This is a genomic window from Propionivibrio sp. (assembly GCF_041441355.1).
Lineage (GTDB): Bacteria > Pseudomonadota > Gammaproteobacteria > Burkholderiales > Rhodocyclaceae > Propionivibrio.
The window spans coordinates 34,831-57,611 of record NZ_JASDTF010000039.1 but is presented as its reverse complement, the minus strand read 5'-3'; the positions used below and the strand labels follow the sequence as shown (position 1 = coordinate 57,611).

The 22,781-nt window shown below is 64.6% G+C and carries 18 protein-coding genes; 8 read left to right on the top strand and 10 right to left on the bottom strand.

The window, feature by feature from the left end; all coding sequences use genetic code 11:
• Nucleotides 1-44 precede the first annotated feature (44 nt).
• Nucleotides 45-488: a hypothetical protein gene (locus tag QMB55_RS13540; RefSeq protein ID WP_497589248.1), complete on the top strand. Its 444-nt coding sequence runs from the start codon at nucleotides 45-47 to the stop codon at nucleotides 486-488.
• A 154-nt stretch (nucleotides 489-642) separates the two neighbouring features.
• Here the strand turns inward: QMB55_RS13540 and QMB55_RS13535 are convergent, their stop codons facing one another.
• Genes QMB55_RS13535 through QMB55_RS13520 form a run of 4 tightly spaced genes read right to left on the bottom strand, consistent with a single transcriptional unit; the run spans nucleotide 643 to nucleotide 3,385 of the window.
• Nucleotides 643-1,395, bottom strand: coding sequence for an SDR family NAD(P)-dependent oxidoreductase (locus QMB55_RS13535; RefSeq protein WP_497589247.1), 753 nt, complete (start codon nucleotides 1,393-1,395; stop codon nucleotides 643-645).
• 57 nt (nucleotides 1,396-1,452) lie between these two features.
• Complete coding sequence (dnaQ, locus tag QMB55_RS13530; protein WP_497589246.1) at nucleotides 1,453-2,181, bottom strand: DNA polymerase III subunit epsilon; 729 nt, start codon at nucleotides 2,179-2,181, stop codon at nucleotides 1,453-1,455.
• A gap of 3 nt (nucleotides 2,182-2,184) precedes the next feature.
• Nucleotides 2,185-2,670, bottom strand: a complete 486-nt coding sequence (gene rnhA, locus QMB55_RS13525) for a ribonuclease HI (RefSeq protein WP_497589315.1) — start codon at nucleotides 2,668-2,670, stop codon at nucleotides 2,185-2,187.
• 10 nt (nucleotides 2,671-2,680) lie between these two features.
• Nucleotides 2,681-3,385 carry a class I SAM-dependent methyltransferase gene (locus QMB55_RS13520; protein ID WP_497589245.1) on the bottom strand — a complete coding sequence of 235 codons (705 nt, stop codon included), beginning with the start codon at nucleotides 3,383-3,385 and terminating at the stop codon, nucleotides 2,681-2,683.
• Nucleotides 3,386-3,427: 42 nt separating this feature from the next.
• Between QMB55_RS13520 and gloB the strand changes: the two genes are divergently transcribed.
• Complete coding sequence (gloB, locus tag QMB55_RS13515) at nucleotides 3,428-4,195, top strand: hydroxyacylglutathione hydrolase (protein ID WP_497589244.1); 768 nt, start codon at nucleotides 3,428-3,430, stop codon at nucleotides 4,193-4,195.
• 24 nt (nucleotides 4,196-4,219) lie between these two features.
• Here gloB and QMB55_RS13510 read toward each other — a convergent pair whose 3' ends face one another.
• Complete coding sequence (locus QMB55_RS13510; protein ID WP_497589243.1) at nucleotides 4,220-4,621, bottom strand: response regulator transcription factor; 402 nt, start codon at nucleotides 4,619-4,621, stop codon at nucleotides 4,220-4,222.
• 8 nt (nucleotides 4,622-4,629) lie between these two features.
• The gene (locus tag QMB55_RS13505) at nucleotides 4,630-5,586 is read right to left on the bottom strand and encodes a GGDEF domain-containing response regulator (protein ID WP_497589242.1); all 957 of its coding nucleotides are present in this window, start codon (nucleotides 5,584-5,586) and stop codon (nucleotides 4,630-4,632) included.
• A gap of 125 nt (nucleotides 5,587-5,711) precedes the next feature.
• Here QMB55_RS13505 and QMB55_RS13500 point away from each other — a divergent pair, with 125 nt between their 5' ends.
• From QMB55_RS13500 to QMB55_RS13485, 4 genes are all read left to right on the top strand, one after another.
• Nucleotides 5,712-9,260, top strand: a complete 3,549-nt coding sequence (locus QMB55_RS13500; RefSeq protein ID WP_497589241.1) for a DUF748 domain-containing protein — start codon at nucleotides 5,712-5,714, stop codon at nucleotides 9,258-9,260.
• A 79-nt stretch (nucleotides 9,261-9,339) separates the two neighbouring features.
• Entirely contained in the window at nucleotides 9,340-10,686 is a 1,347-nt protein-coding gene (locus QMB55_RS13495; protein WP_497589240.1) for a DNA recombination protein RmuC, read from the top strand.
• Nucleotides 10,673-11,128, top strand: a complete 456-nt coding sequence (locus tag QMB55_RS13490) for a DUF3293 domain-containing protein (RefSeq protein ID WP_497589239.1) — start codon at nucleotides 10,673-10,675, stop codon at nucleotides 11,126-11,128. The genes QMB55_RS13495 and QMB55_RS13490 overlap by 14 nt, the downstream gene beginning before the upstream one ends.
• Nucleotides 11,129-11,203: 75 nt before the next feature.
• Nucleotides 11,204-13,600: a protein kinase domain-containing protein gene (locus QMB55_RS13485; protein WP_497589238.1), complete on the top strand. Its 2,397-nt coding sequence runs from the start codon at nucleotides 11,204-11,206 to the stop codon at nucleotides 13,598-13,600.
• A gap of 82 nt (nucleotides 13,601-13,682) precedes the next feature.
• On the opposite strand, the gene QMB55_RS13480 is transcribed toward QMB55_RS13485, so the two are convergent.
• Complete coding sequence (locus tag QMB55_RS13480) at nucleotides 13,683-14,477, bottom strand: outer membrane protein assembly factor BamD (protein WP_497589237.1); 795 nt, start codon at nucleotides 14,475-14,477, stop codon at nucleotides 13,683-13,685.
• Between the two features lies 1 nt (nucleotide 14,478).
• On the opposite strand from QMB55_RS13480, the gene rluD reads away from it, so the two are divergent.
• On the top strand, nucleotides 14,479-15,609 hold the full coding sequence (gene rluD / locus QMB55_RS13475; protein WP_497589314.1) for a 23S rRNA pseudouridine(1911/1915/1917) synthase RluD: 1,131 nt from the start codon (nucleotides 14,479-14,481) through the stop codon (nucleotides 15,607-15,609).
• Nucleotides 15,587-16,387, top strand: coding sequence for a peptidoglycan editing factor PgeF (gene pgeF, locus QMB55_RS13470; protein WP_497589236.1), 801 nt, complete (start codon nucleotides 15,587-15,589; stop codon nucleotides 16,385-16,387). Before rluD ends, pgeF begins: the two co-directional genes overlap by 23 nt.
• Here the strand turns inward: pgeF and QMB55_RS13465 are convergent.
• The 3 genes from QMB55_RS13465 to QMB55_RS13455 form a co-directional block, all read right to left on the bottom strand.
• Nucleotides 16,384-18,015: a sensor domain-containing diguanylate cyclase gene (locus tag QMB55_RS13465; protein WP_497589235.1), complete on the bottom strand. Its 1,632-nt coding sequence runs from the start codon at nucleotides 18,013-18,015 to the stop codon at nucleotides 16,384-16,386. The two genes, pgeF and QMB55_RS13465, sit on opposite strands and share 4 nt — an antisense overlap.
• 111 nt (nucleotides 18,016-18,126) lie before the next feature.
• On the bottom strand, nucleotides 18,127-19,551 hold the full coding sequence (locus tag QMB55_RS13460) for an MBL fold metallo-hydrolase RNA specificity domain-containing protein (RefSeq protein ID WP_497589234.1): 1,425 nt from the start codon (nucleotides 19,549-19,551) through the stop codon (nucleotides 18,127-18,129).
• 89 nt (nucleotides 19,552-19,640) lie between these two features.
• Nucleotides 19,641-22,769 (bottom strand): efflux RND transporter permease subunit, encoded by a 3,129-nt coding sequence (locus tag QMB55_RS13455; protein ID WP_497589233.1) that lies wholly within the window; start codon nucleotides 22,767-22,769, stop codon nucleotides 19,641-19,643.
• Nucleotides 22,770-22,781: the final 12 nt, after the last annotated feature.

Genomic DNA, 22,781 nt, shown 5'->3' with positions numbered 1-22,781 from the left:
GCGACGGTTGAATCAAGGGCGGCGAGTGGTTCATAATACGGCGCATGAATGATCCACAGACCATCGATCCGCGGCGCCGTATCCGCGAGTTGCTGTCCATCCCTGACCGGGATCGCACCGATGCGGAATGGGACGAGCTCAATGAGCTTGAGATCCGCACGGCGCCGGGCAACCGAACGAGCGGCCACCCCGACTATTACGGCCAGGCCGAGCGTACTCCCGGGAAGCGTCAGCCCCAAGGGCAGGCGGGCGGGGGTAAAAAGCTGCGCAAGGACAAGCATGTCCAGCCTCAACCCCAGGGACAGAAAGCCGCCGCTCCGCGGCCGCAGGAACCACGTCCCGAGGGTGGTGGCCACAATAACCGGCCCTCGAAGCGCCAGCATCGCCGCCATAAGCGGCAAGGTGGTCCGCAAGGAGGCGAGGGCGGCGGCGTGCCCGACGGTGGCGGGGCTCCGGCCGCGTCAGGCGGAGGCGAGGCCAGCGCCTGAGGACTTTACCGCTACGCCTTTCGCGTATCTTTGCAAACAAAGCCCGGTGATTCCGGGCTTTTTTTACGGCCGGCAGACGGTTGCAAGCGGCTGCAAGCAGCTTTCGTCGCGTTGCCGAATGCTGGGCCGAAGACCGATTTCGGCCCGTCGCGGCTCAAGACTCGCGTTTGATGTTCAGCGGACCGTAGCCCTGGCAGGTCGGCATCAGTTCGATGTGATTGACATTGACATGCGCCGGGAGGGTGGCGATCCAGTAAGCCGTGGCGGCGATGTCGGCGGCGGTGAGGGGCTGCGTTCCCGCATAGACCTTGGCCGCAGCGTCGTCGTCGCCGCGGAAGCGAACGTTGGAGAATTCCGTGCCCCCGCACAATCCCGGCGCCAGGTTGGTGGCGCGAACGCCGGTGCCGACCAGGTCGGCCCGCAGGTTGCGGGTGAATTGTTCGACGAAGGCCTTGGTCGCTCCGTAGACGTTGCCGCCGGGGTAAGGCGTTTCACCCGCGATCGAGCCGAGGTTGATGACGAGCCCGCGGTGGCGTTCGACCATTCCCGGCAAGACGGCGCGCGTGACCGCGACGAGGCCTTTGACATTGGTCGCGATCATCGTTTCCCACTCGTCGAGCGAGCATTGCCAGGCGGGCTCGGTCCCCAGGGCAAGGCCGGCGTTGTTGATCAGAACGTCGATTTCGCGCCACTCCGGCGGAAGCGCGGCGAGGGCGGCGGGAATGTCTTCGCTGCGCGTGACATCGAGCGTGATTGGCAACAGCCGTTCGCCGAGTTCGGCGTGCAGGCGGGCAAGGCGATCGCCGCGTCGGGCTGCCGCGATCACCCGGTGTCCGTTGCGGGCGAAGACCCGCGCGATTTCTTCACCGAAGCCGGCGCTGGCGCCGGTAACCAGAACGATCATCATGAACTCCAAGTGAGGTCAGAAAGAAGTGGAGGTGGCCGCTGGCGGGCAATCAATCAATCAATGCTCCGACGGTGCCGTCGGCGTCTTGAGCCAAAGGCACTGGCCTTTTGATTGCTTGTCAATGGCGCCGAGCATTTCAGCGTGCTGTGCACATTCCTCGTCGCTGGCCAGGACAATGCGCAGGCTACGATGCGCGAGCGGGGTTTGTTCGACGACACTCGCGGTCTCCGGTGCTGCACTGGGCGCGTCAAGCTCGATCATCAAGCTTTCCTGGCCGCGCGTCATCGCGACGTAGACTTCCGCCAGGATTTCGGCGTCGAGCAATGCGCCGTGGAGGACACGGTGCGAGTTGTCGATGCCGTAGCGGTCGCAAAGGGCGTTCAAGTTGTTCTTTTTGCCCGGAAACATCTCTTTGGCCATGCGCAAGGTGTCTTGCACGCCATGGCAGACCGTGCCGATCGGCGGCAGGTCGAGGCGGGCGAACTCGGCATTAAGGAAGCCGATGTCGAAGGGGGCGTTGTGGATGATCAACTCGGCATCGCGAACGAAATCAATGAACTCCTTGGCGATTTCGCGGAAGCGCGGTTTGTCCTCCAAGAACTCGCGGCTGATCCCGTGTACGGCCTGGGCGCCGGCGTCGATGTCGCGTTCCGGGTTGAGGTAATAGTGGAAGTGCCGGCGGGTCAAGCGGCGGTTGATCATCTCGACGCCGCCGATTTCGATGATGCGATGTCCGTACTTGTGCTCAAGCCCTGTGGTTTCGGTGTCGAGGAAAATTTGGCGCATGGTTCAGGCGCTCCGCGGAAGTTCGTCGATGCCGCGGTTGGCGAGGCGGTCGGCGCGCTCGTTGCCCGGGTTGCCGGCGTGACCCTTGACCCAGATCCAGCGGATGTCGTGGCGCTGGGCGAGTGCGTCGAGCACCTGCCAGAGGTCGGCGTTTTTCACGGGGTTTTTGTCCGAGGTTTTCCAGCCATTACGCTTCCAGCCGTGGATCCAGGCGCTGATCCCTTTCTGAACGTACTGCGAGTCGGTATGCACGCACAAGCGCGCCGGACGCTTGAGCGCTTCGAGCGCGCGAATGACTGCAGTCAGCTCCATGCGGTTGTTGGTGGTCGCAGCATCGCCGCCCCAGAGTTCCTTTTCCGCGCCGGGCGATTGCAACAACGCCCCCCAGCCACCAGGGCCGGGGTTGCCGCGGCAGGCGCCGTCGGCGTAAATGTGAACCTCCGCGTCGGAGTTCGGTGTTTCCCCGGAGGCGTCCCGGGAGCTTGCCAGTGTATTCAATTCAAACGCTTTCAGTTTCTTTCTGGGCTACCGTGCCCAGAGTGTTGGTGCGGACTTTCTTGCCTTGCCACCGCGGCATGACCAAGTGCATGCCGCGGACACGTTTGACGGCGCGCAACAGATAGACGCCGCCAGCAAAGCTCCACCAGCGGTCGCCGGCAGCTTCCATGAAATGCCAGCGCTTGAGCCACTGCTCCTGATCGCAGGGTGGGGCGTAGCAGCCGAAATTGCCACGATCGACTTCGAAGCTGAGCAATTTTAACCAGTCCTTGAGCCGAAGGACCGAGATGTAGTGCCCGTTGCCCGGAAAGTCCGTCGGGTGACGGCGCACGCGGCGCTGCATTCCCCAGAGCGAGAGGGGGTTGAAGCCGGTGACCACAAGCTGGCCATCGGGGATCAGGATGCGTTCCACTTCGCGCAAGATCTGATGCGGGTCGTCGTGAAATTCGAGCGCGTGCGGCATGATCACGAGATCGATGCTGTTGGCGGCGAAAGGCAGTTCGCGCAGGTCGCACAGGACGTCGACCTCCCCCCAGCTGCCGACGGTCTGACGCAGCGGGATGCGGTTGTGGGCCAGCAGATCGAACTGCGGCATACCCAACTGCAAGGCGTGGTAGCCGAAGAGATCGGCGACCACGGCCGCGACCTTCTCCTGCTCCCAGCTCATGACGTAGCGGCCCTGGGGCGAGGCGAGCCAGGCATCCATTCCGGCAATTGACTTTTGCGCCAGTTCTTCCAAAATCACCCCATGTTCGAGATCACAGCAATACAAGCGTTCAAGGATAACTACATCTGGCTGCTGCGCAAGGGGGACCGTGCCGTTTTGGTTGATCCCGGGGAGGCCTCGCCGGTTCTCGCCCACCTCGAGGCCGAAGGCCTGCAACTGGCCGCCGTGCTCGTGACGCACAAGCACGCCGATCATCAAGGCGGCATCGCCGAAGTGCTGGCGGCTACGGGTGGAAATGTCCCCGTTTATGGACCGGCGGCCGAGTCTATCACAGGCTTGACGCACCCTCTCTCCGGGGGCGAGACGCTTCCCCTGGAGGCCATCGGCGGGCACTTGCGCGTGTTCGCGGTGCCTGGGCATACGCTCGGCCATCTGGCGTATTACGGACAAGGGGCGCTCTTTTGCGGCGACACCCTGTTCGGCGCCGGTTGCGGTCGTTTGTTCGAAGGCACGCCGGCCCAAATGTTTGCCTCTCTGGACGAACTTGCGGCGCTGCCCGATGAGACCCTGGTCTATTGCGCACACGAGTACACCGAAGCCAACCTGCGGTTTGCGCTCGCCGTCGAGCCGGATAATCCGGCCGTACGCGGACGTTGTGCCGAGGTGGCGGCGCTGCGGGCGCAAGGGCGGCGTACGGTGCCTTCGACCTTGGCGCTGGAAAAGGCGACCAATCCCTTTTTGCGCACCCGGCAGGCGGACGTCGCCTCGGCGGCCCGGGCGCGCGATCCTGGCGCGGTCGATCCGGTGAGCGTCTTCGCCGCCTTGCGCGAGTGGAAAAACGTCTTCTAGTGCTTTCGCACTCGGTAGAGCGGTCTACTGCGTCTTGCGCGACCGGCTCGTCGCCCAGGCCTTGTGCAGGGTGTCGAGAACCTTGGCCGAATTGAAGGGTTTGACGATGAAGCCGTTGGCGCCGCCACGGATCGATTCTTCGACGTTGTCCTTGCTCGGGTTGCCGGTGATCATGATCACCGTGATTTCGGGACGCGTGTCCTTGATGTTGAGGAGCGTCTCCAGGCCATCCATCTCAGGCATCATCACATCGAGGAAGACGACGTCGGTCGTTGGGTGACGGTCGAGCATTTCAAGAGCGACCACCCCGTTCCTGGCTTCGCCGACGATCTCGCATTCTTCTCCGCGCAGGATGCCGCGCAAGAGGGAGCGCATCAGGTCATTGTCGTCGACGATCAGAATCTTGGGAATGGCGGGGTTGGGCATGGCGGGATTCAGTTGTCCTGTGGATCGAGCGAGGCGGTCTGAAAGACGCGGTTGCGCCCGGCGTGCTTGGCTTTGTAGAGGGCAAGGTCGGCGGCGCCGACTAGGTTTTGCGGATCTGTCTCGGGCATGGCGACGGCCGAAGCGACGCCGAAGCTGGCGGTGATGCGGCCATAGGGCGAGCCCGGATGCGGCAGCCCCAACTCTTCGACGGTGCGCCGCATCTGCTCGGCGACGAAGGTCGCGCCGCCCAGGGTGGTGCCGGGAAGCAAGGCGACGAATTCCTCGCCGCCGTAGCGGGCCAGCAAGTCGCCGCCGCGGTCCATCGCCCGGCTCAGAGTATGCGCGATCTGGCGCAGGCATTCGTCGCCGCTCTGGTGACCGTAGCTGTCATTGAAGGGCTTGAAGTAATCGATGTCGCACATCAGGACGGCGACTTCCTCGCCGTTGCGCATCGCACGCCGCCATTCGCGCATCAGGACCTCGTCGAAGTGACGGCGGTTGGCGATGCCGGTCAGGCCGTCGAGCGAGCTTAAGCGTCGCAATTCCTGGTTGGCGGCATCAAGCTTGCGGGTCAGGACGAGGAGCGACTGGCGCATCTGGATGATGCGCTGCATCGCGCGAATCTTGGCGGCCAGGACGATTTCACTGATCGGTTTGAGCAGGTAGTCGTCGCCGCCGGCGGCGATCCCCATTTCGATGTCGCGATCTTTGCTCAGCGAACTCAGGAAGATGATCGGGGTCCAGTCGCTCGGGGCTTCGAGCTGGCGGATCTGGCGCGCGACCTCGAAGCCGTCGATGTCCGGCATCAGGATGTCGAGCAACACGAGGTCGGGTCGCTCCTGGACAAAGAGCTCGATGCCCTTGGCGCCCGTCTCGGCCGGAATCGGGGTGATCCCGATCTTCTGGATATACTTGCAGAGAAGGTTAAGGCTGCTTTTACTGTCTTCGATGACGAGCGTCTTCATCGTGGCCTCGGGTTCGTTGTCTTCGACCGACTATTCTAGCCTGTCTGCGCGCTGCTGTCGTTCTGGCTCCGACGGGGTTCGTGCTAAATTAAGGACATCGTTCTTCCTTCTATCGGCGGATAAACATGATCGACAAAAATAAGGCGCTGATCATCCTGCGTTCGGCGCGGACCCGTAAATATGCCATCCGATTTGCAGTGGCTTTCGTGGTGGTCGGCGTGCTGGGGTTCCTGGTGCTGCCGCCAATCGTCAAATCGGTGCTGCTCAAACAGCTGGCGCAGACCTTGCACCGTCCGGTGACGGTGCAGAGCATTTCGATCAATCCCTATGCCTTGTCGGTGACCGTCGATGGCTTGATCATCGGCGAACGGGCGGCGCCGGTCGCCGCCGAAACCGCCACCGTTCCGGAGCCCGTGCCGGAAAAAACGGCAGCGTCCGGTCAGCCTTTCTTTGCGTTCGACCGTCTTTACCTCAATCTCGAGTCGACCTCGCTGTTCCGTGGCGGCGTGGTGCTGGGCGAAGTCCAGCTCGTCAATCCGCGCCTGCGGGTCGTTCGTCACGAAGCTCAACGCTACAATTTTTCCGACCTGCTCGATGCTGCTCTCGCAGGCCCGAAGAGCGAAGGTCCGCCTCCGCGTTTCTCGGTCAACAACATCCAGATCAGCGGCGGATCGATCGATTTCGACGACCGGCCGATGCACGAGCAGCATGAAGTCCGCGACCTGAAGCTCACGGTGCCGGTGATCTCGAACATGGCGTATGCGGTGGAGAGCTTTGTTGAGCCGGCGTTTTCGGCCCGCGTCAATGAGGCTCCGCTTGGGCTCAAGGGGCGCAGCAAGCTGTTTGCCGAATCGCTCGAGAGCGAGGTGGCGCTTGAGCTGAGCCGTCTCAAGCTCGCCGATTTCGTCGAATACTCGCCGATCAAGCTGCCGATCCGCATGCGCTCCGGGGCGCTCGACGTACAACTCAAGCTGGCCTTCAGCCAGACGAAAAATCAGCCCTCGACCCTGAAGCTCTCCGGCGGCGTGGGCGTGCACGACCTCAACGTGCTCGACCTCCAGGAGCGTCCCTTGCTTTCGTTCAAACAGCTCGATTTCCAGTTGGGCGAGAGCGACCTGCTCGGCTTGCGTTTCGCCGTCGAACGTTTTGCGCTCGAGGCGCCCGAGATTCACGCCCGGGTGGATCGCGAGGGGCGGGTCAATTGGCTGGAGTTCTTCACCCAGGCCTTGGCCGGGGAGTCGACTGCGGCCAGTGCGCCTGCGCAGACGTCGAGTAAACCCGCCGCCAAGCCTGCAGTCAAACCCAAGGCGGTTGCGCGTTCCGCGCCGCCCGCCGAGGCCGCCAAAACGCCGCCTCTGGCTGAAGTCGCTCCGCGTGTGCCGACCTGGTCGTTGGCCGCGGCAACGGTCTCCGGCGGTGCCGTGCACTGGTATGACGAGTCGCACGGTGCTCCCTTCAACGCGCGCATCGACGGCATCGATTTCGACGCGCGCGATGTCTCCAGTCAGGCCGGTGAGAAGGGGCGCTTCGACGTGGCCTGGCGCATCGCCGCCGGCGACTGGCTGAAGGTCGAGCGTTTCGCGGTCCGTCAGGGCGAGATCGACCTTGGCGGTCGGGCGCTGACGCTGAACGACGTCGAGGTCAAAGGGGCACAGTTGCTCTTCCGTCGTCTGCCCGATGGCAGCATCGACTGGATCAAACCGCCGTCGCTGCGGGTGGCGGAGGCCACGCAGGACGTTCCCGGTACGCCGTGGTCGGTCCGTATCGCCAAGTATTCGGGTGAGGGCATCGGCCTGCGTTTCGAAGACAAGTCGCTGCGTACCCCGGCCGTCCAGACGATCGAAGGCTTGGGTTTCACAATGGAGAACCTGAGCACGGCGCCGGGTGAAAAAGCCAGCCTGAGCACGCAGTTCAAGCTCAACCGCAAGGGGGGCGTGGCGCTCAAGGGCTGGGCGTCGATCCAGCCTTTGCGCGCCGAAATCGTCGTCGATGCCAAGGCGCTGGAGCTTCTGCCCTTGCAACCGTATTTCGGCGAACATCTCAATGTCGACGTCACGCGTGGCCTGGTCAGCGTGGGCGGCAAGGTACAGGTCGAGGATCTCGCCAAAGTTGTGGGCAAGGCGCCGGAGCTTGCGTTCGGCTTCGATGGCGATGTCACCGTGGGCGATTTTCAGGCGGTCGACAAGCTCAATTCGGCCGACTTCCTGCGCTGGAAATCCTTCCATTTCGGCAAAATCGACGTCCGGACGGCGCCGCTGGCGGTTTCCGTCGGCGAGATTGCCCTGGCCGACTTCTTTGCCCGGGTGATCGTCAGTCCGCAAGGCCAGCTCAACCTTCTGCAGATCGTGCGTCGTGACGAAGAGAAGCCGAGCGAGGTCGTTTCGCCCGAAGCCCCGGCTGCTGCTCAGGGGGCGGTGCCGGAAGGCAAGGCGGTGGCGCCGCTGGCGCCCGAGCATGCGCCGGTGCTGCCGCTCAAGATCGGGAAGATCACCCTGCAGGGCGGAAATGTCCGCTTTACCGACAATTTCATCAAGCCGAACTATTCGGCCAACCTGCGCCAGATTTCGGGCCGAATTTCAGGGCTCTCCTCGGAGCCGGGCAGCGTCGCCAATCTCGAACTCCGCGGGTCTTACGACAATGTCGCCCCGCTCAATGTCGTGGCCCGAATCAACCCCTTAGCCGCCAAGCCTTACCTTGACCTTCAGGCCGACGTCAAAGGCATCGAAATGACGTCCTTCACCTCCTATTCGGGCAAGTATGCAGGCTATGCGATCGACAAGGGTAAGTTGTCGCTGTTCGTGAACTACAAGATCGAGAACGACCTTCTGGCCGCCGAGAATCGCCTGTTCATCGACCAGCTGACCTTCGGTGACGCGGTCGAGAGCCCCGAGGCGACCAAGCTCCCCGTGACGCTGGCCGTCTCGCTGCTCAAGAACCGCAACGGCGAGATCGACCTCAACCTGCCGATCTCGGGGTCACTCAACGATCCCGAGTTCAGCGTCGGCGGACTGATCGTCAAGGTGGTGGTCAACCTCTTCGTCAAGGCGGTGGCTTCGCCGTTCTCGCTGCTCGGTTCGGTATTCGGCGGCGGCGAGGAGTTGTCGCACGTGGGCTTTGCCGCGGGACTGGCGCGCATCGATGCCGATGCCCAGAAGCGCCTCGAAGCGATCGCCAAGGCGATGCAGGACCGTCCCGCGATCAAACTCGAGATCGAGGGCTTCGTCGATGCCGACCAGGATCGCGAGGGCCTCAAGCAGGCGCGCATGGCGCAGAAGGTGCGCGCGCAAAAGCGCGAGGATCTGACCCGCAAGGGCGTCGAGACGGGCTCGATCGACAGCATCGAGATCAGCGACAAGGAATATCCCGCATTGCTTGAACGCGTCTATCGCGACGAAAAATTCCCCAAGCCGCGTAACATGATCGGCCTCGTCAAGAGCCTGCCGGTGGAGGAGATGGAAAAACTGATCCTCGCCAATTCGGTGATCGACGACGATGACCTGCGCGAACTCGGCAACCAGCGGGCAGGTGCAGTGCGCGATTGGCTGGCAGGCCGCGAGATTGCTGCCGAACGGGTGTTCGTGCTGCCGGCTCGCCTTGAGGCTGGAGCGAAGGACGGCGAAGGCAAGGATGCCGCCAAAGGCAGCGGGCCGCGCGTGGTTTTCGGTTTGAAATAATCAGGGCGCGTAGCGGGCCCGGCCGCCCCGCGCTTGCCTGTCATTGAACGCGGCTTACGGGAAGGGATGAAGGGAAGGGATGTACGAATTGATTTTGATCGGTGCCGTGCTGTTGTTGCTGGCGATCCTGGTTGTGCAGGTGATGGTGTGGCGTCGACTCGGGCAGCGCGACCCGGCCTTGGCAGAGGAATACCGGGCCTTGGGCGCGGGCCTAGAACGCATCGAACGCGAACTGCGCGAGGAATTCGCGCGGGCACGCCAGGAGGCGGCGCAGATGGCGCGCGGCGGGCGCGAAGAGCAGGGCCAAGCGCTCGACCGGCTCGGCCAGACGCTCGCGGCCCAAGTCGCCCGGCTGGCGCAACTGCAGGCGCAGCAACTCGAGGCCTTCGCGCAGCAGTTGGCCCGGCTGACGCAGAGCAACGACCAGCGTTTCGAACAGTTGCGCCTGGCGGTTGAGGCACGCCTCGGCGCGATCCAGGCCGACAATGCCAATCGTCTGGAGGAAATGCGCAAGACGGTCGACGAAAAGCTGCACGCGACGCTCGAACAGCGCCTGGGGGAATCGTTCAAGCTGGTCAGCGAACGCCTCGAGCAGGTGCACAAAGGATTGGGCGAGATGCAGAACCTTGCCGCCGGGGTGGGCGACCTCAAGCGCGTGCTTGGCAACGTCAAGACGCGCGGCACCTGGGGCGAAGTCCAGCTCGAGGCGCTGCTCGAACAGGTGCTGACTGCCGAGCAGTACGCGCATAACGTGGCCACCCGTCCGGGGTCGAACGAGCGTGTCGAATTCGCGATCCGCCTGCCGGGGCGCGAGGCCGGACGCCGCGATGCGCCGCCCGTGTGGCTGCCGATCGACGCCAAGTTCCCGCTCGAGGACTACCAGCGTTTGCTGGACGCGCAGGAACGCGCCGAACCGCTGCTCGTCGAGAGCGCGGCAAAGGCGCTCGAAACCCGACTGCGCGACGAAGCGAAGAAAATCCGCGAGAAATACGTGGAGCCGCCGCACACCACCGACTTTGCCATCCTCTATCTGCCCACCGAGGGCCTGTATGCTGAAGCCTTGCGCCGGCCTGGGCTGGTCGACAGCCTGCAGCGTGAGCAACGCATCAGCCTGGCCGGGCCGACAACCTTGTCGGCGCTGCTCAACAGTCTGCAGATGGGCTTCCGCACCCTGGCTATCGAGCGTCGTTCCTCCGAAGTCTGGGCGGTGCTCGGCGCGGTCAAGACCGAGTTCGGGAAGTTCGGCGAAGCGCTCGATGCGACGCGCAAGAAGCTCGAGTTGGCGACCAAGAGCATCGAGTCGGCGGGCGTTCGGACGCGCCAGATCGAGCGCAAACTCAAAGGCGTCGAGGCGCTGCCGCTGCCCGACGCGCAAGCGAAGCTGGGCGACTTGGCCGGGATCGAAGCGCTCGATGACGAGTCCTGATCCGGCGTTGGCCGGGGCATTCGCCGCGACGACGTATCGAGTCTGGCTCGCTGGCGACGTGTACGATCTGCATCTCGGGCGCGGGCAACCCGGTTTCGACGCCGCGTTGGCAGTGCTTGGCGTGCGCGAGTGGGCTGTGATCACGGCCTGCAATCCGGGGGCGCGAATGCTGGCGACCGATAACGCCGAGCGCACCGCGCGCCTGCTCGAACAGCTCGCGGAGCTCGGGCGTTGCGCTATCCCGGCCTGCAATCTGGCCGATGCCGGCGACTGGCCGGCCGAACCGGGAGCCTGCGTGCTCGAAATCGACGAACGGGCGGCTTGCCTCCTGGCGCGCGAATTCGGCCAGCTTGCCGTGGTCTGCGGCCGTTGCGGTGAGCGCCCGCGCCTAGTGTGGACGGACGTCGTAGAAGGCGCGGCAGGCCCGGGGAAAACTGGCTAGTATCAAAGGGCTACTGCAGGAGCGGTAGCAAGGGCCGGACCGCCGGCGATCACAACAAGACAAAGCAGGCACGGCATGGCAAGCCTCAAACGCATCGGACGGTTCGAAATTCTCCGCGAACTGGGTCGTGGCGCGCAGAGCGTCGTTTATCTGGCGCGCGACCCTCACCTCGAACGTGAGGTGGCGATCAAGACGCTGCATTTTTCGCAGCCCGACGCGGAAAAAAACCGCCAGCTACTGGTCGAGGCGCGGATGGTCAGCCCCTTGCGCCACCCGAACATCGTGCCCATCTTCGAGGCTGGCGAGGAGGGCGGAGACCTTTATCTGGTGTTCGAATACGTCGCCGGCGAGAACCTGGGCGCGTACCTGCGCCGGCAGGGGCGTTTGTCGCCGGTGAAGGCGCTCGGGATCATGATTCCGGTCCTCGACGCGGTGGCGCATGCGCATGCTTCGGGGATCATTCATCGCGACCTCAAGCCGAACAATATCCTGATCGCCGCCGACGGGACGCCACGGGTCATGGATTTCGGCATTGCCGTGCGCAGCGAGGCGAGCGGCGATGGCCCGGAAGCCTTGGTCGGAACGCCGAATTACATGGCGCCCGAGTACCTTGAATTGCGCCAATGCACCGAGGGCTGCGACGTCTTCGCCGCGGGATTGGTGCTCTACGAAATGCTGATCGGCAAGCGGGCCGTCGAGGGGGCTTCGATCCGCGAGATCATTGCCCGCCTGATGCGCCAGGACGTCCGGCTGCCTGAGGACGTCGAGATAGATGAGGGCCTGTCCGCCATCGTGCATAAGGCGGTGGCGCGCGACCCGGCGTACCGTTACCACTCGGTGAACCAATTGCGCGACGCCTTGGCTGAATTCCTTGAGCCCGAAGCCGAACCGGTTTCGGGCGAGGCGCGTCAGAGCACGGTCGATTTCCTTCTCCGGCGCATGCGCCACAAGAGCGATTTTCCGGCGCTTTCGGAATCGGTGAGCACGATCAACAAGATCGCCGCTTCGGACAAAGAGAGCATCGCCAATCTGTCGCAGTCGATCTTGCGCGACTTCTCGCTCACCAACAAAATCCTGCGGCTGGTCAATTCGGCCTACTTCCGCCAGGCCGGCGGCGGCAACATCAGCACCATCTCGCGTGCCGTGCTGGTCCTCGGGTTCAACGCGGTGCGCGACATCGCGATCACCGTGATGCTCTTCGAGCACCTCAAGAACCGCGCCAATGCCAACCAGCTTAAAGAGGAGTTCCTGCTGGTCACCTTGGCCGGCATCTTGGCCCGCGACATCGGCGACCGCTCGGCGACGCGCGACGTCGAACAAGTGTTCATCTGCGCGATGTTCCAGCGTCTCGGACGCTTGCTCAGCCGTTTCTATTTTCCGGACGAAAGCGAGGAAATTCGCCGTGTCGTCGAGCAGAAAGACTGCTCGGAAGAAAGTGCGGCGCAGCAGGTGCTGGGCATCAGTTTTGAGGAACTTGGGGTCGGGATCGCGCGCAGCTGGGGTTTCCCGCAACTGATCGTCGGCAGCATGCGCCGGATGCCGTCCGGGCGGGTGCGAAAAGCCGTCAATCAGGAAGAGCGCTTGCGCGTCCTGGCGAGCTTTGCCAACGAACTTTGCGATCTGGCGGTGGATGCCGAGCCGGCGCAGCGCGACAAGGCTTTGCGCGGGATCGCCGCCCGTTTCGGGGAAAATCTGAGCCTCGGCGAGGAGGCTTTGCGCGCAACCCTGGAGTCGTCCTTCCGCGATGTCGCCCAATTCGCCGGAATCGTCGGCGTCAATCTCAAGCAGTCGGCCTTCGCGCGCCTGATGAAGAGCTGGCACGTGGCTTCGGGCGGAGGAGCTGCGGCCGACGGCGCGGAGGCAGTCCCGGATGCTGCAGCGACAGTGCTCGACGCGCCGGTTCCCGCCGGGGCGCTCGAGGAGGGCGGCGGCCAGGGTGGCGGTTCGGCGGCGGTCGGCAACAGCGAGGCCATTCTGCTTGCCGGCATCCAGGACATCAGCAACACCCTGGTCGAGGAATTCAAGCTCAACGACGTGCTGCGCATCATCCTCGAGACGATGTACCGCGCCAAGGGCTTCCGGCGCGTGATCCTCTGCGTGCGCGACGTGCGCGAGAACCTCATGGTCGGGCGTTACGGCTTTGGCCCCGACGCGCTCGAGCTGAGCAAGCGCTTGGCATTTCCGCTCAGCTTCTCGCCGGACATCTTCCATGCCGCCTTGTCCAAAGGCGTCGACATTCTGATCACCGACACCCGCGATCCGAAAATCGAAGGCCGCATTCCGGAGTGGTACCGCAAGTGGATCAATGCCGGGACCTTCGTGCTCTTCCCGCTCTGCATCCGCAACGCGCCGGTGGCGATGATCTACGCCGACTGCGAGATGGCCGGCGAGATCATCATTCCGGAAAAGGAATTGTCATTGCTGCGGACCTTGCGCAACCAGGCGGTGCTGGCGATCAAGCAGGCCGGATGAGCCTCGGGAGGCGGATGCCGGAAAAAGAAGAGGCCGCTCATGGGCGGCCTCTGGGGTGTTCAGCGTGCGGGGGCGGCGCGGCTTACCAGAGCTTCCACCAGGGCTCCTTGCGTTCGAGGCCGCGCACGTAGTATTCGCTGTTCGGGTAGTTCTTGCGCATCACGCGTTCGGCGTCGTCGCGCAGGTCGTCCATGCCCATCTGATCGTAACCCTTGACCATGATGAACAGCGCTTCTTCGGTCGCCGGCGCCTCGGGGTAGTTCTTGAGTGCGAACTGGGCGCGGTTAACGGCGGCGAGGTAGGCGCCGCGCTTCATGTAGTAGCGGGCGACGTGCACTTCAAGCTGAGCCAGCGCATTGACCAGGTACTTCATGCGCAGGACCGCGTCCGGCGTGTACTTGCTGTCGGGGAAGCGGGTGATCAGTTCGCGGAAGGCCTCGAACGATTCGCGCGCGCCTTTCGGGTCGCGTTCGGTCATGTCCTGGCGGCTGATCTGGCCGAGCAAGCCGAGGTCCTCGTTAAACGTGACGAGACCCTTCAGGTAATAGACGTAGTCGACGTTGGGGTGGTTGGGGTGCAGCTTGATGAAACGGTCGCAAGCCGCGATGGCCGAGGGCAGTTCACCGCTCTTCCAATAGGCGTAGGCGATTTCCATCTGTGCCTGTTGCGCAAAGCGGCCGTACGGGTAGCGCGACTCGAGCTTCTCGTAGTATTTGATCGCCTTGTCGTAGAGGCCTTCGCTGCTCGCCGACTTGGCTTCGGCGAAGAGCTTGTTGGCCGACCAGCCGATGGTTTCGTCCTTCTGCTCCGGTAGCAGCCCACACCCCGCGAGGAGGCTGGCGAGGAAAAGCGCCGCAATAACCGCTAAACTACGCATGATGAAGAATCCACATAAGACGACAGGCGAATCGCCGGTCAACAATAATGCCGGGCACATCCCGGCGCGCGCCGATTATAGCGCAAACCCAAGCCTCGCTTTGAACGTTCCGGCAGAGTGCGCCGGCATGCGCCTCGATCAGGCGCTCGCCAAGCTGTGTCCACAGCACTCGCGCAGCCGGTTGCAACACTGGATCCGCGAAGGTCGTGTGCGGCTGGCCGGAGAGGTTTTGCTTGAGACGCGGCACAAGCTCTGGGGCGGCGAAACCCTCGAACTCGTCGAGGGCGTCGACGAGCGCGCGCAGGCCGCGCAAGCCGAGGCGATCGAACTTGACATCGTGTTCGAGGATGCAGCCCTGATCATCATCGATAAGCCTGCCGGACTCGTCGTTCACCCCGGTAGCGGCAACTGGAGCGGCACCCTGCAGAACGCGCTGCTGCACCATGCCCCGCAACTCGAGAACGTGCCGCGCGCCGGCATCGTGCATCGCCTCGACAAGGACACCAGCGGCCTGATGGTGGTCGCCAAGACGCTGGAAGCGCAGACCTCGCTCGTACGCCAGCTGCAGGCGCGCACCGTCAAACGCTTCTACCAGGCGCTGGTGCGCGGGACGCTTGAGCGTGGCGGCACGGTCGATGTTCCGATCGGCCGGCACCCCGCGCAGCGCACCAAGATGGCGGTCGTCGCCAACGGCAAACCAGCGCGCACGCACTACCGCGTCGTCGAGCGCTTCCTCGATTGCACCCTCGTCGATTGCGCGCTCGAAACCGGGCGCACCCACCAGATTCGTGTGCACCTGATGTCGATCGGGCATCCGCTGGTCGGCGACCCGGTGTATGGCACTGGCGCGAGCCGTATCCCGCGCGGACCGGTCTTCGGGCGGCAGGCCCTGCATGCGCGCCGCCTGGGGCTGATCCATCCGACGAGCGGCAAGTCGATGCAATGGAAATCGCCCTTGCCGGAAGACTTCCTGAGCATTCTTGAGCAGGTTCGCTGCGAGGCTTACGACGCGCGGGCTGCGGCCGAACTCGATGACGACGATTGGGACGAGGATTTCGCCGACGGGCCGGAAATCATCTACGCCTACGGCGATGACTGGGGCGAGGACGATGAGCATCCCGACACCGAGTGATTCGGTCTCGTCGGTCTCGTGGCTTGTTCCCGACTGGCCTTTGCCGCCCGGGGTGCGCTGCCTGATCACGACTCGCCATGGCGGCGCCAGCGCGGCGCCGTACGACAGCTTCAATCTCGCCACCCACGTAGGCGACGCCGCGTCCGCCGTGGCGGCAAATCGGGCGCGTCTGGCGCATCAGCTGCCCGGCGAACCGGTCTGGCTGGAGCAGGTGCATGGCGTGCAGGTGGCCGATGCGGACGCATACGCGCCCGGAGCGCTGCCGCCTTGCGCCGATGCGGCGGTTGCCCGGCGTGCCGGCGTGGTCTGCACGGTGCTTACCGCCGACTGCCTTCCGGTGCTCTTTTGCAGTGCCGACGGGCGTTCCGTCGGCGCGGCACACGCCGGCTGGCGCGGGCTCTGCGCCGGGGTGCTTGAGGCCTGCGTGGCACGTCTTGAAGTGCCTGCGGCCGGGGTTCTCGCCTACCTGGGCCCGGCCATCGGCCCCTCCGCCTTCGAGGTGGGTGACGAGGTGCGGGCCGCCTTCCTGGCGCACGACGCCGAAGCGGCGGCCTGTTTCCTGCCCGGAACGACGGGGAAATGGTTTGCCGACCTCTATGCGCTGGCCCGCCTGCGGCTCGCGCGGCTCGGTGTGATGAATGTGCGCGGTGGCGGGTTGTGTACGTACACCGAGCGTGAACGCTTTTACTCCTACCGGCGTGACGGCGCGCAGAGCGGTCGCATGGCCAGCCTGATCTGGCGGGAGTTGCCGGCGGCGATGGGCCACAAAGACGCTTAGGCCGGAGGCGGGGGCAGGCGGCCGACGACGCCTTGGTTGCGTCCCTTGGCCTTGGCCTCGTAGAGCGCCGCGTCCGCCGCCTGGTAGGCGCTCTCCGCCGTATGGGCGGCGCCCGAGCGTAACAGCACGCCGCCGATCGAGATCGTGATGCGTTCGTGTGGGCTACAGGCGTGTTCGATCTCCAGGGCGGCGATCGCGGTCTTGATCAGGTTGAAGAGGGCCACCAACTGGGCTTCGTCGCGGCAATGCACAAGGACCGCGAACTCCTCGCCGCCGACCCGGAACAGGCGGTCGGATTCACGCTTCAGCACCCCGGCAATGGCCATCGAAACCTGGCGCAGGACGCGGTCGCCCGCCTGGTGGCCGTAGTGGTCGTTGTAGAGCTTGAAGTGGTCGACGTCGATCAAGGCCAGGCCGAGATGTCCGGAAGCACGGCTCAGGCGCGCAAATTCACGCCCGACGCTGGTGTCGAAATGGCGGCGGTTGAAGGCGCCGGTCAGCCCGTCGTGCAACGACAGGTTGCGTACCGTGGCGTAGGCCCGCCCGAGGGCGAGGAGCAGCGTGAGTAACAACCCGACTGAAAAGACCACCGCGCCCGGGGGAACGGCCTGAGCGAGCGCGCGTCGGTGCACGATCTCGTAAGGCAGGTCGATGGCGATCTGCCAGCCGGATTTCGTTTCCAGCGGGAAGAAAGCCACCACCATTTCACCTTGCCGGGTCGGGGTGCGTGAAGGGTTGGACGACGCGACGACCGTATGTTCGGCGTGGCCGGTTTTGATCAGCGTTCTGCCGCGATCGTCGATCAGATGGGTGTGCATCTCCGTGACCTGATGGTTTTCGAGCAGATGCACAAGCATCGACAAGGGAACGTCGATGCACAGGCTGCCCATGAACTCCTCCTCGTAGGAGTGGCTTTCCTCCCGGTAGATCGGCTTGCAGACGCTGAGTGCATCGTCGTAATCGTCGAAGCTGCGATGGACGGGCGTCCAGAAACGTTGTCGTTCGAGGTTGGCGTCGGGGGTGGCCCCGAGGTACATCGGTTGCGTGAGCAGGTCGGTGCTGAAGAAGAAACGTTCGGGCGGCAAGCCCGGGTAGAGGTAGATGAAGCCGCGCGCCGAGAGGTAATAGATCGAGGTCAGCCCGCTGCTGCGGCGTTGTATGGGTTTGAAGATCGGGGTCAGGGCGATGGCCATCTCGATTTCCCTGGCCAGGGCACTGGCGTTGCGTGGCGGCGATCCGGCTCCGGTGAGGGCACCGACGATGTCGAAACGCAAGCCGGGGAACGGCAGTTGCAGCGCGTAGCCTTGGTGTTGTGGAAAGGGCTGGAAGGCAGGGGTGAGGCTTTCCGTTCGCCCACCTCGGTTATTCAGGAGTTCATCCGCTGCCGCTTCGAGCGTTTCGATGCTGAAGGCCTGGATTGCCAGTTCGTGGTCGAAGTCGATCGACAGCACTTGCCCGATGCTGGACAGGGCTTCGTATTGCTGTTCGAGGTGGTCGCGGTAGAGGCGGTAGGTGAATTCGAGGCTGATCGCCAGGGTGAGCAGCAGAAAGATGCCGAGCAGGCTGTAAAACCAGCGGCTCGGCAGGCGGGTCATGAACAGGGAGGCCGGGGGCAGACGTCGGATCATGCCGGTACATCCTGAAAGACCAGGAAAGCTGCGGGCTGCGCCACCCCGCGAGAGCGGGACGGCGCTCGATCTCAGTATAGGAAGCGCGCAGCGGGCGCGACAGCGAAGCCGTTAGAGGGCTTGAGTCGATCCGAGTTCGGGTTGGTGCAGGCGCGACCAGCCGAACCGGGCGTCGATGGCCTCGGCGAAAGCGGCGCGCGCAGAAGCTTCCCCGTGCACCAGGAAGGTGTCGCCGGGCGGTGCCTGGAAACCGCCGAGCCAGCCCAGTAGCGCGGCCTGGTCGGCATGGGCCGAGAGGCCGCCGACGGTGTGGATGTGCGCGCGCACCGGAACCTGCTGGCCGAAGATGCGCACCAGACGGGCGCCGTCGACGAGGCGCCGTCCGAGCGTTCCGGCGGCCTGGAAGCCGGCGATGAGGATGCCGCACTCGCTGCGCGGCAGGTTTTCGCGCAGGTGATACTTGATCCGTCCGGCTTCGCACATGCCGCTGGCGGAGATGATGATCGCGCCTTCGCGCACGGCGTTGAGCGCCTTCGAGCCTTCGACGTCGGCGATGAATTCGACCTTCATCCGTTCCGGATGGGCGGCCTGCCAGGCCATCAGGTCCTTGGTCTCGCGGTCGAACACCTCGGGGTGCGACAGGGTAATGCGCGTTGCAGCGTTGGCCATCGGCGAATCGACGAAGACTTTGAGCGCGGGCAGGCGGTTGCGACGCAGCAGGTCGGCGAGCACGTAGATGATCTCCTGCGTGCGCCCGACGGCGAACGAGGGCACGATCAGGTTGCCGCGCGTGGCGCGCGTGCGTTCGATCGCGGCGACGATCTCGTCTTCGGTTTCGGCGAGCGAACGGTGCAGCCGGTTGCCGTAGGTCGATTCGACGAGGAGCACGTCGGCGGTGCCGGAAACCGGCTGCGGATCACGCAGGATGGGGCGGCCGGGCATGCCCAGGTCGCCGGAAAAGACCAAACGACGGGTTTTTCCCGATTCTTGGGCGCGCACGTCGATCCAGGCCGAACCGAGGATATGGCCGGCGTCGTGGAAGCTGACTTCAAGGTTGCGCGCCGGTTGAAAGCGTTCGCCGTAGGCCACCGGGCGGAGCCGTTCGAGTGCGGTATGGGCCTGCGCCACCGTGTATAGCGGCGCTTGAAGCATGCGCCCGCCCTTGCCGTGCCGGCGCTGGTGGCGCAGTTGCCATTCGCTTTCCTTTTCCTGGATGTGGGCGCTGTCCGGAAGCAGCACGGCGAGCAGGTCGACGGTCGCCGGAGTGGCGTAGACCGGGCCGCGGAAGCCCATCACTGCGAGGCGGGGCAGGAGGCCGGAATGGTCGATGTGGGCGTGGGTGAGGAGGACGAAGTCGAGGTGACGCACGTCGAAGCCGAAATCGAGCGCATGCAGGTTCTTGGTGCGCGCTTCGGGGCCGCCCTGGAACATGCCGCAATCGACCACGAAGCGGACAATGTCGTGGCCGTGGCCGATCTCGACGAGGGTGCACGAGCCGGTGACTTCGCCGGCCGCGCCGTGGAAGCTTAAGCGCATCGTCATACTCCTTGCAGGTTGCCGTGCCTCTAGGATGACGGCGAACGCGCGCGAACGCAACGGGGCAAGCTGCGTTCGCGCGGTGCAGATCAGGTGCCGCGGTGCAGGCGCCAGCCTTCGACGAGGCCGTAGATGGCTGGGATGACGGCCAGCGTGAGCAGGGTCGAGGAGACCATGCCGCCGACCATCGGTGCGGCGATGCGGCTCATCACCTCGGAGCCGGTGCCGCTGCTCCACAGGATCGGCAACAGGCCGGCCATGATCGCGACCACCGTCATCATCTTGGGCCGCACGCGCTCGACGGCGCCTTCCATGATTGCTTCCTCGAGGTCGGCGCGCGTGGGCGCCCGGCCTTCGGCGCGGCAACGTTCGCGGATCGCCTGCCAGGCGTGGTCGAGGTAGATCAGCATCACCACCCCGGTTTCGGCGGCGACCCCGGCCAGGGCGATGAAGCCGACGGCGACGGCGACGCTCAGGTTGTAGCCGAGCAGCCACATCAGCCAGACGCCGCCGACCAGGGCGAAGGGCACCGAGAGCATGACGATCAAGGTTTCCGAGAGGCGGCGGAAGTTGAGGTAGAGGAGCATGAAGATGATCGCCAGAGTCAGCGGGACGACGACCTTCATCGTCTTCATGGCGCGTTCCATGTATTCAAACTGTCCGCTCCAGGTGACGTAATACCCCGAGGGGAAGGCCACTTGTTCGCTGACCGCACGCTTGGCGTCGGCGACGTAACCGCCGATGTCGCGACCGCGGAGGTCAACGTAGATGTAGGCCGAGAGCAGGGCGTTCTCGGTACGGATCGCCGGCGCGCCCTTGGTTACCTTGACCTGCGCCAGTTGGCCGAGCGGCACCATGGCGCCGTCCATGGTCGGCACCAGGACTTCGGCGGCGATGCGCTGTGGATCGCTGCGCAGATCGCGTGGGTAGCGCACGTTCACGCCGTAGCGTTCGCGTCCTTCGACGGTGGTGGTGACCATCTCGCCACCGAGCGCCGTCCCGATCACGTCCTGAAGTTCGCCGACGGCCAGGCCGTAGCGCGCGAGCGCCTTGCGGTCGGGCTCGATGTCGAGGTAGTAGCCGCCGGTGATGCGCTCGGCAAAGGCGCTGGTGGTGCCTGGAACGGCCTTGACCACGGTTTCGATCTCGCGCGCCAGACGGTCCATCTCGCCGAGGTCCTTGCCGAAGACCTTGATCCCGATCGGCGTGCGGATGCCGGTCGACAGCATGTCGATGCGCGCCTTGATCGGCATCGTCCAGGCGTTGGCGACGCCGGGGAATTGCAGCGCCTGGTCCATCTCGGCAATCAGCTTGTCGACCGTCATCCCCGGGCGCCACTCCTTCTCCGGCTTCAGGTTGATCACCGTCTCGAACATCTCGGTCGGCGCCGGGTCGGTCGCGGTGTTGGCGCGGCCGGCCTTGCCGAAGACCGAGGCCACCTCGGGGAAGCTCTTGATGATCTTGTCCTGCGTCTGGAGGACTTCCGCCGCTTTGGTGATCGACATTCCGGGCAGCGCGGTCGGCATGTAGAGCAGGCTGCCCTCGTTGAGCGTGGGCATGAATTCCGTGCCCAGACGGCTGGCCGGATAAACGGTGGCGACGAGCGCGGCGACGGCGATGGCGACGGTGATCAGGCGCCGACGCATGACCCGCGCGATGACCGGCCGATAGACGCGGATCAGGAAGCGGTTCACCGGGTTCTGCGCCTCGGGGAGGATGCGACCGCGCACGAAGTAGAGCATCAGCACCGGTACCAGGGTGACGGACAGCAAGGCCGCGCCGCCCATGGCGAAGGTCTTGGTCCAGGCAAGCGGGGCGAAGAGCCGGCCTTCCTGGCCTTCGAGACTGAAGACCGGCAGGAAGGAGACGGTGACGATCAGCAGCGAGAAAAATAGCGCCGGGCCGACCTCGCGGCAGGCGGCGAGCAGCGCGTTGCGGCGATCCTCGTCGCGGTGCTCGGGTGAGAGTTTCTCGAGGTGCTTGTGCGCGTTCTCGATCATCACGATGGCCGCGTCGATCATCGCGCCGATGGCGATGGCGATGCCGCCCAGGCTCATCAGGTTGGAATTCATGCCCAGGAGGCGCATGGCGATGAAGGCGATCAGGATGCCGACCGGCAGCATCAGGATGGCGACCAGTGCGCTGCGCAGGTGGAGCAGGAAGACGACGCAGACCAGGGCGACGATCAGGGATTCTTCGAGCAGCGTGACCTTGAGCGTGTCGATGGCCTTGTGGATCAGTTCGGAGCGGTCATAGACCGGCTCGATCGTGACGCCTGCGGGCAGCCCCGGCGCGATCTCGGCGACTTTGGCCTTGAGGTTGTGGATGACCTCAAGCGCGTTCTGGCCGTAGCGCGACATGGCGATGCCTGAAACCACCTCGCCCTCGCCGTTGAGTTCGGAGAGGCCGCGCCGCTCGTCGGGGACGAGTTCGACGCGAGCGATGTCGCGGACCAGCACCGGCGTGCCTTTCTCGCTCTTGACCGCGAGTTCCTCGATGTCTGCAATGCCGCGCAGGTAGCCGCGGCCGCGCACCATGTACTCGGTCTCGGCCATTTCGACCGCGCGGCCGCCGACATCGCGGTTCGAGTCACGCAGCACCTGCGCCACCTTCATCAGCGGGATGCCGTAGGCGCGCAGTTTGGCCGGGTCGACGGTGACTTGATACGACTGGACGAAGCCGCCGAGCGAGGCGACCTCGGCGACGCCGGGCGCCTTGGCCAGCTGGTAGCGGACGAACCAGTCCTGGATCGAGCGCAGCTCGGCAAGCGTCTTGTCCTTGGCGATCAGCGCGTACTGGTAGACCCAGCCGACGCCGGTGGCGTCCGGCCCGAGCTGCGGGGCGACGCCTTTGGGCAGCCGACCGGCGGCCGAGCTCAGGTATTCGAGGACGCGCGAACGCGCCCAGTAGATGTCGGTGCCATCCTCGAAAATGACATAGACGAAAGAGGCACCAAAGAAAGAGAAACCACGTACGACGCGCGATTTGGGCACCGCGAGCATGGCCGTGGTCAGCGGATAGGTGACCTGATCTTCGACGACCTGCGGCGCCTGGCCGGGATACTCGGTGTAGACGATGACCTGCACGTCGGAGAGGTCGGGCAGGGCGTCGATCGGCGTGCGCAGGACGGCGAAGATGCCGCCGGCGACGATGAACAGGGTGGCGATCAGGACCAGGATGCGGTTACGGCCCGACCAGTCGATGAGGGCGGAGAGCATGGTGATGTGAAC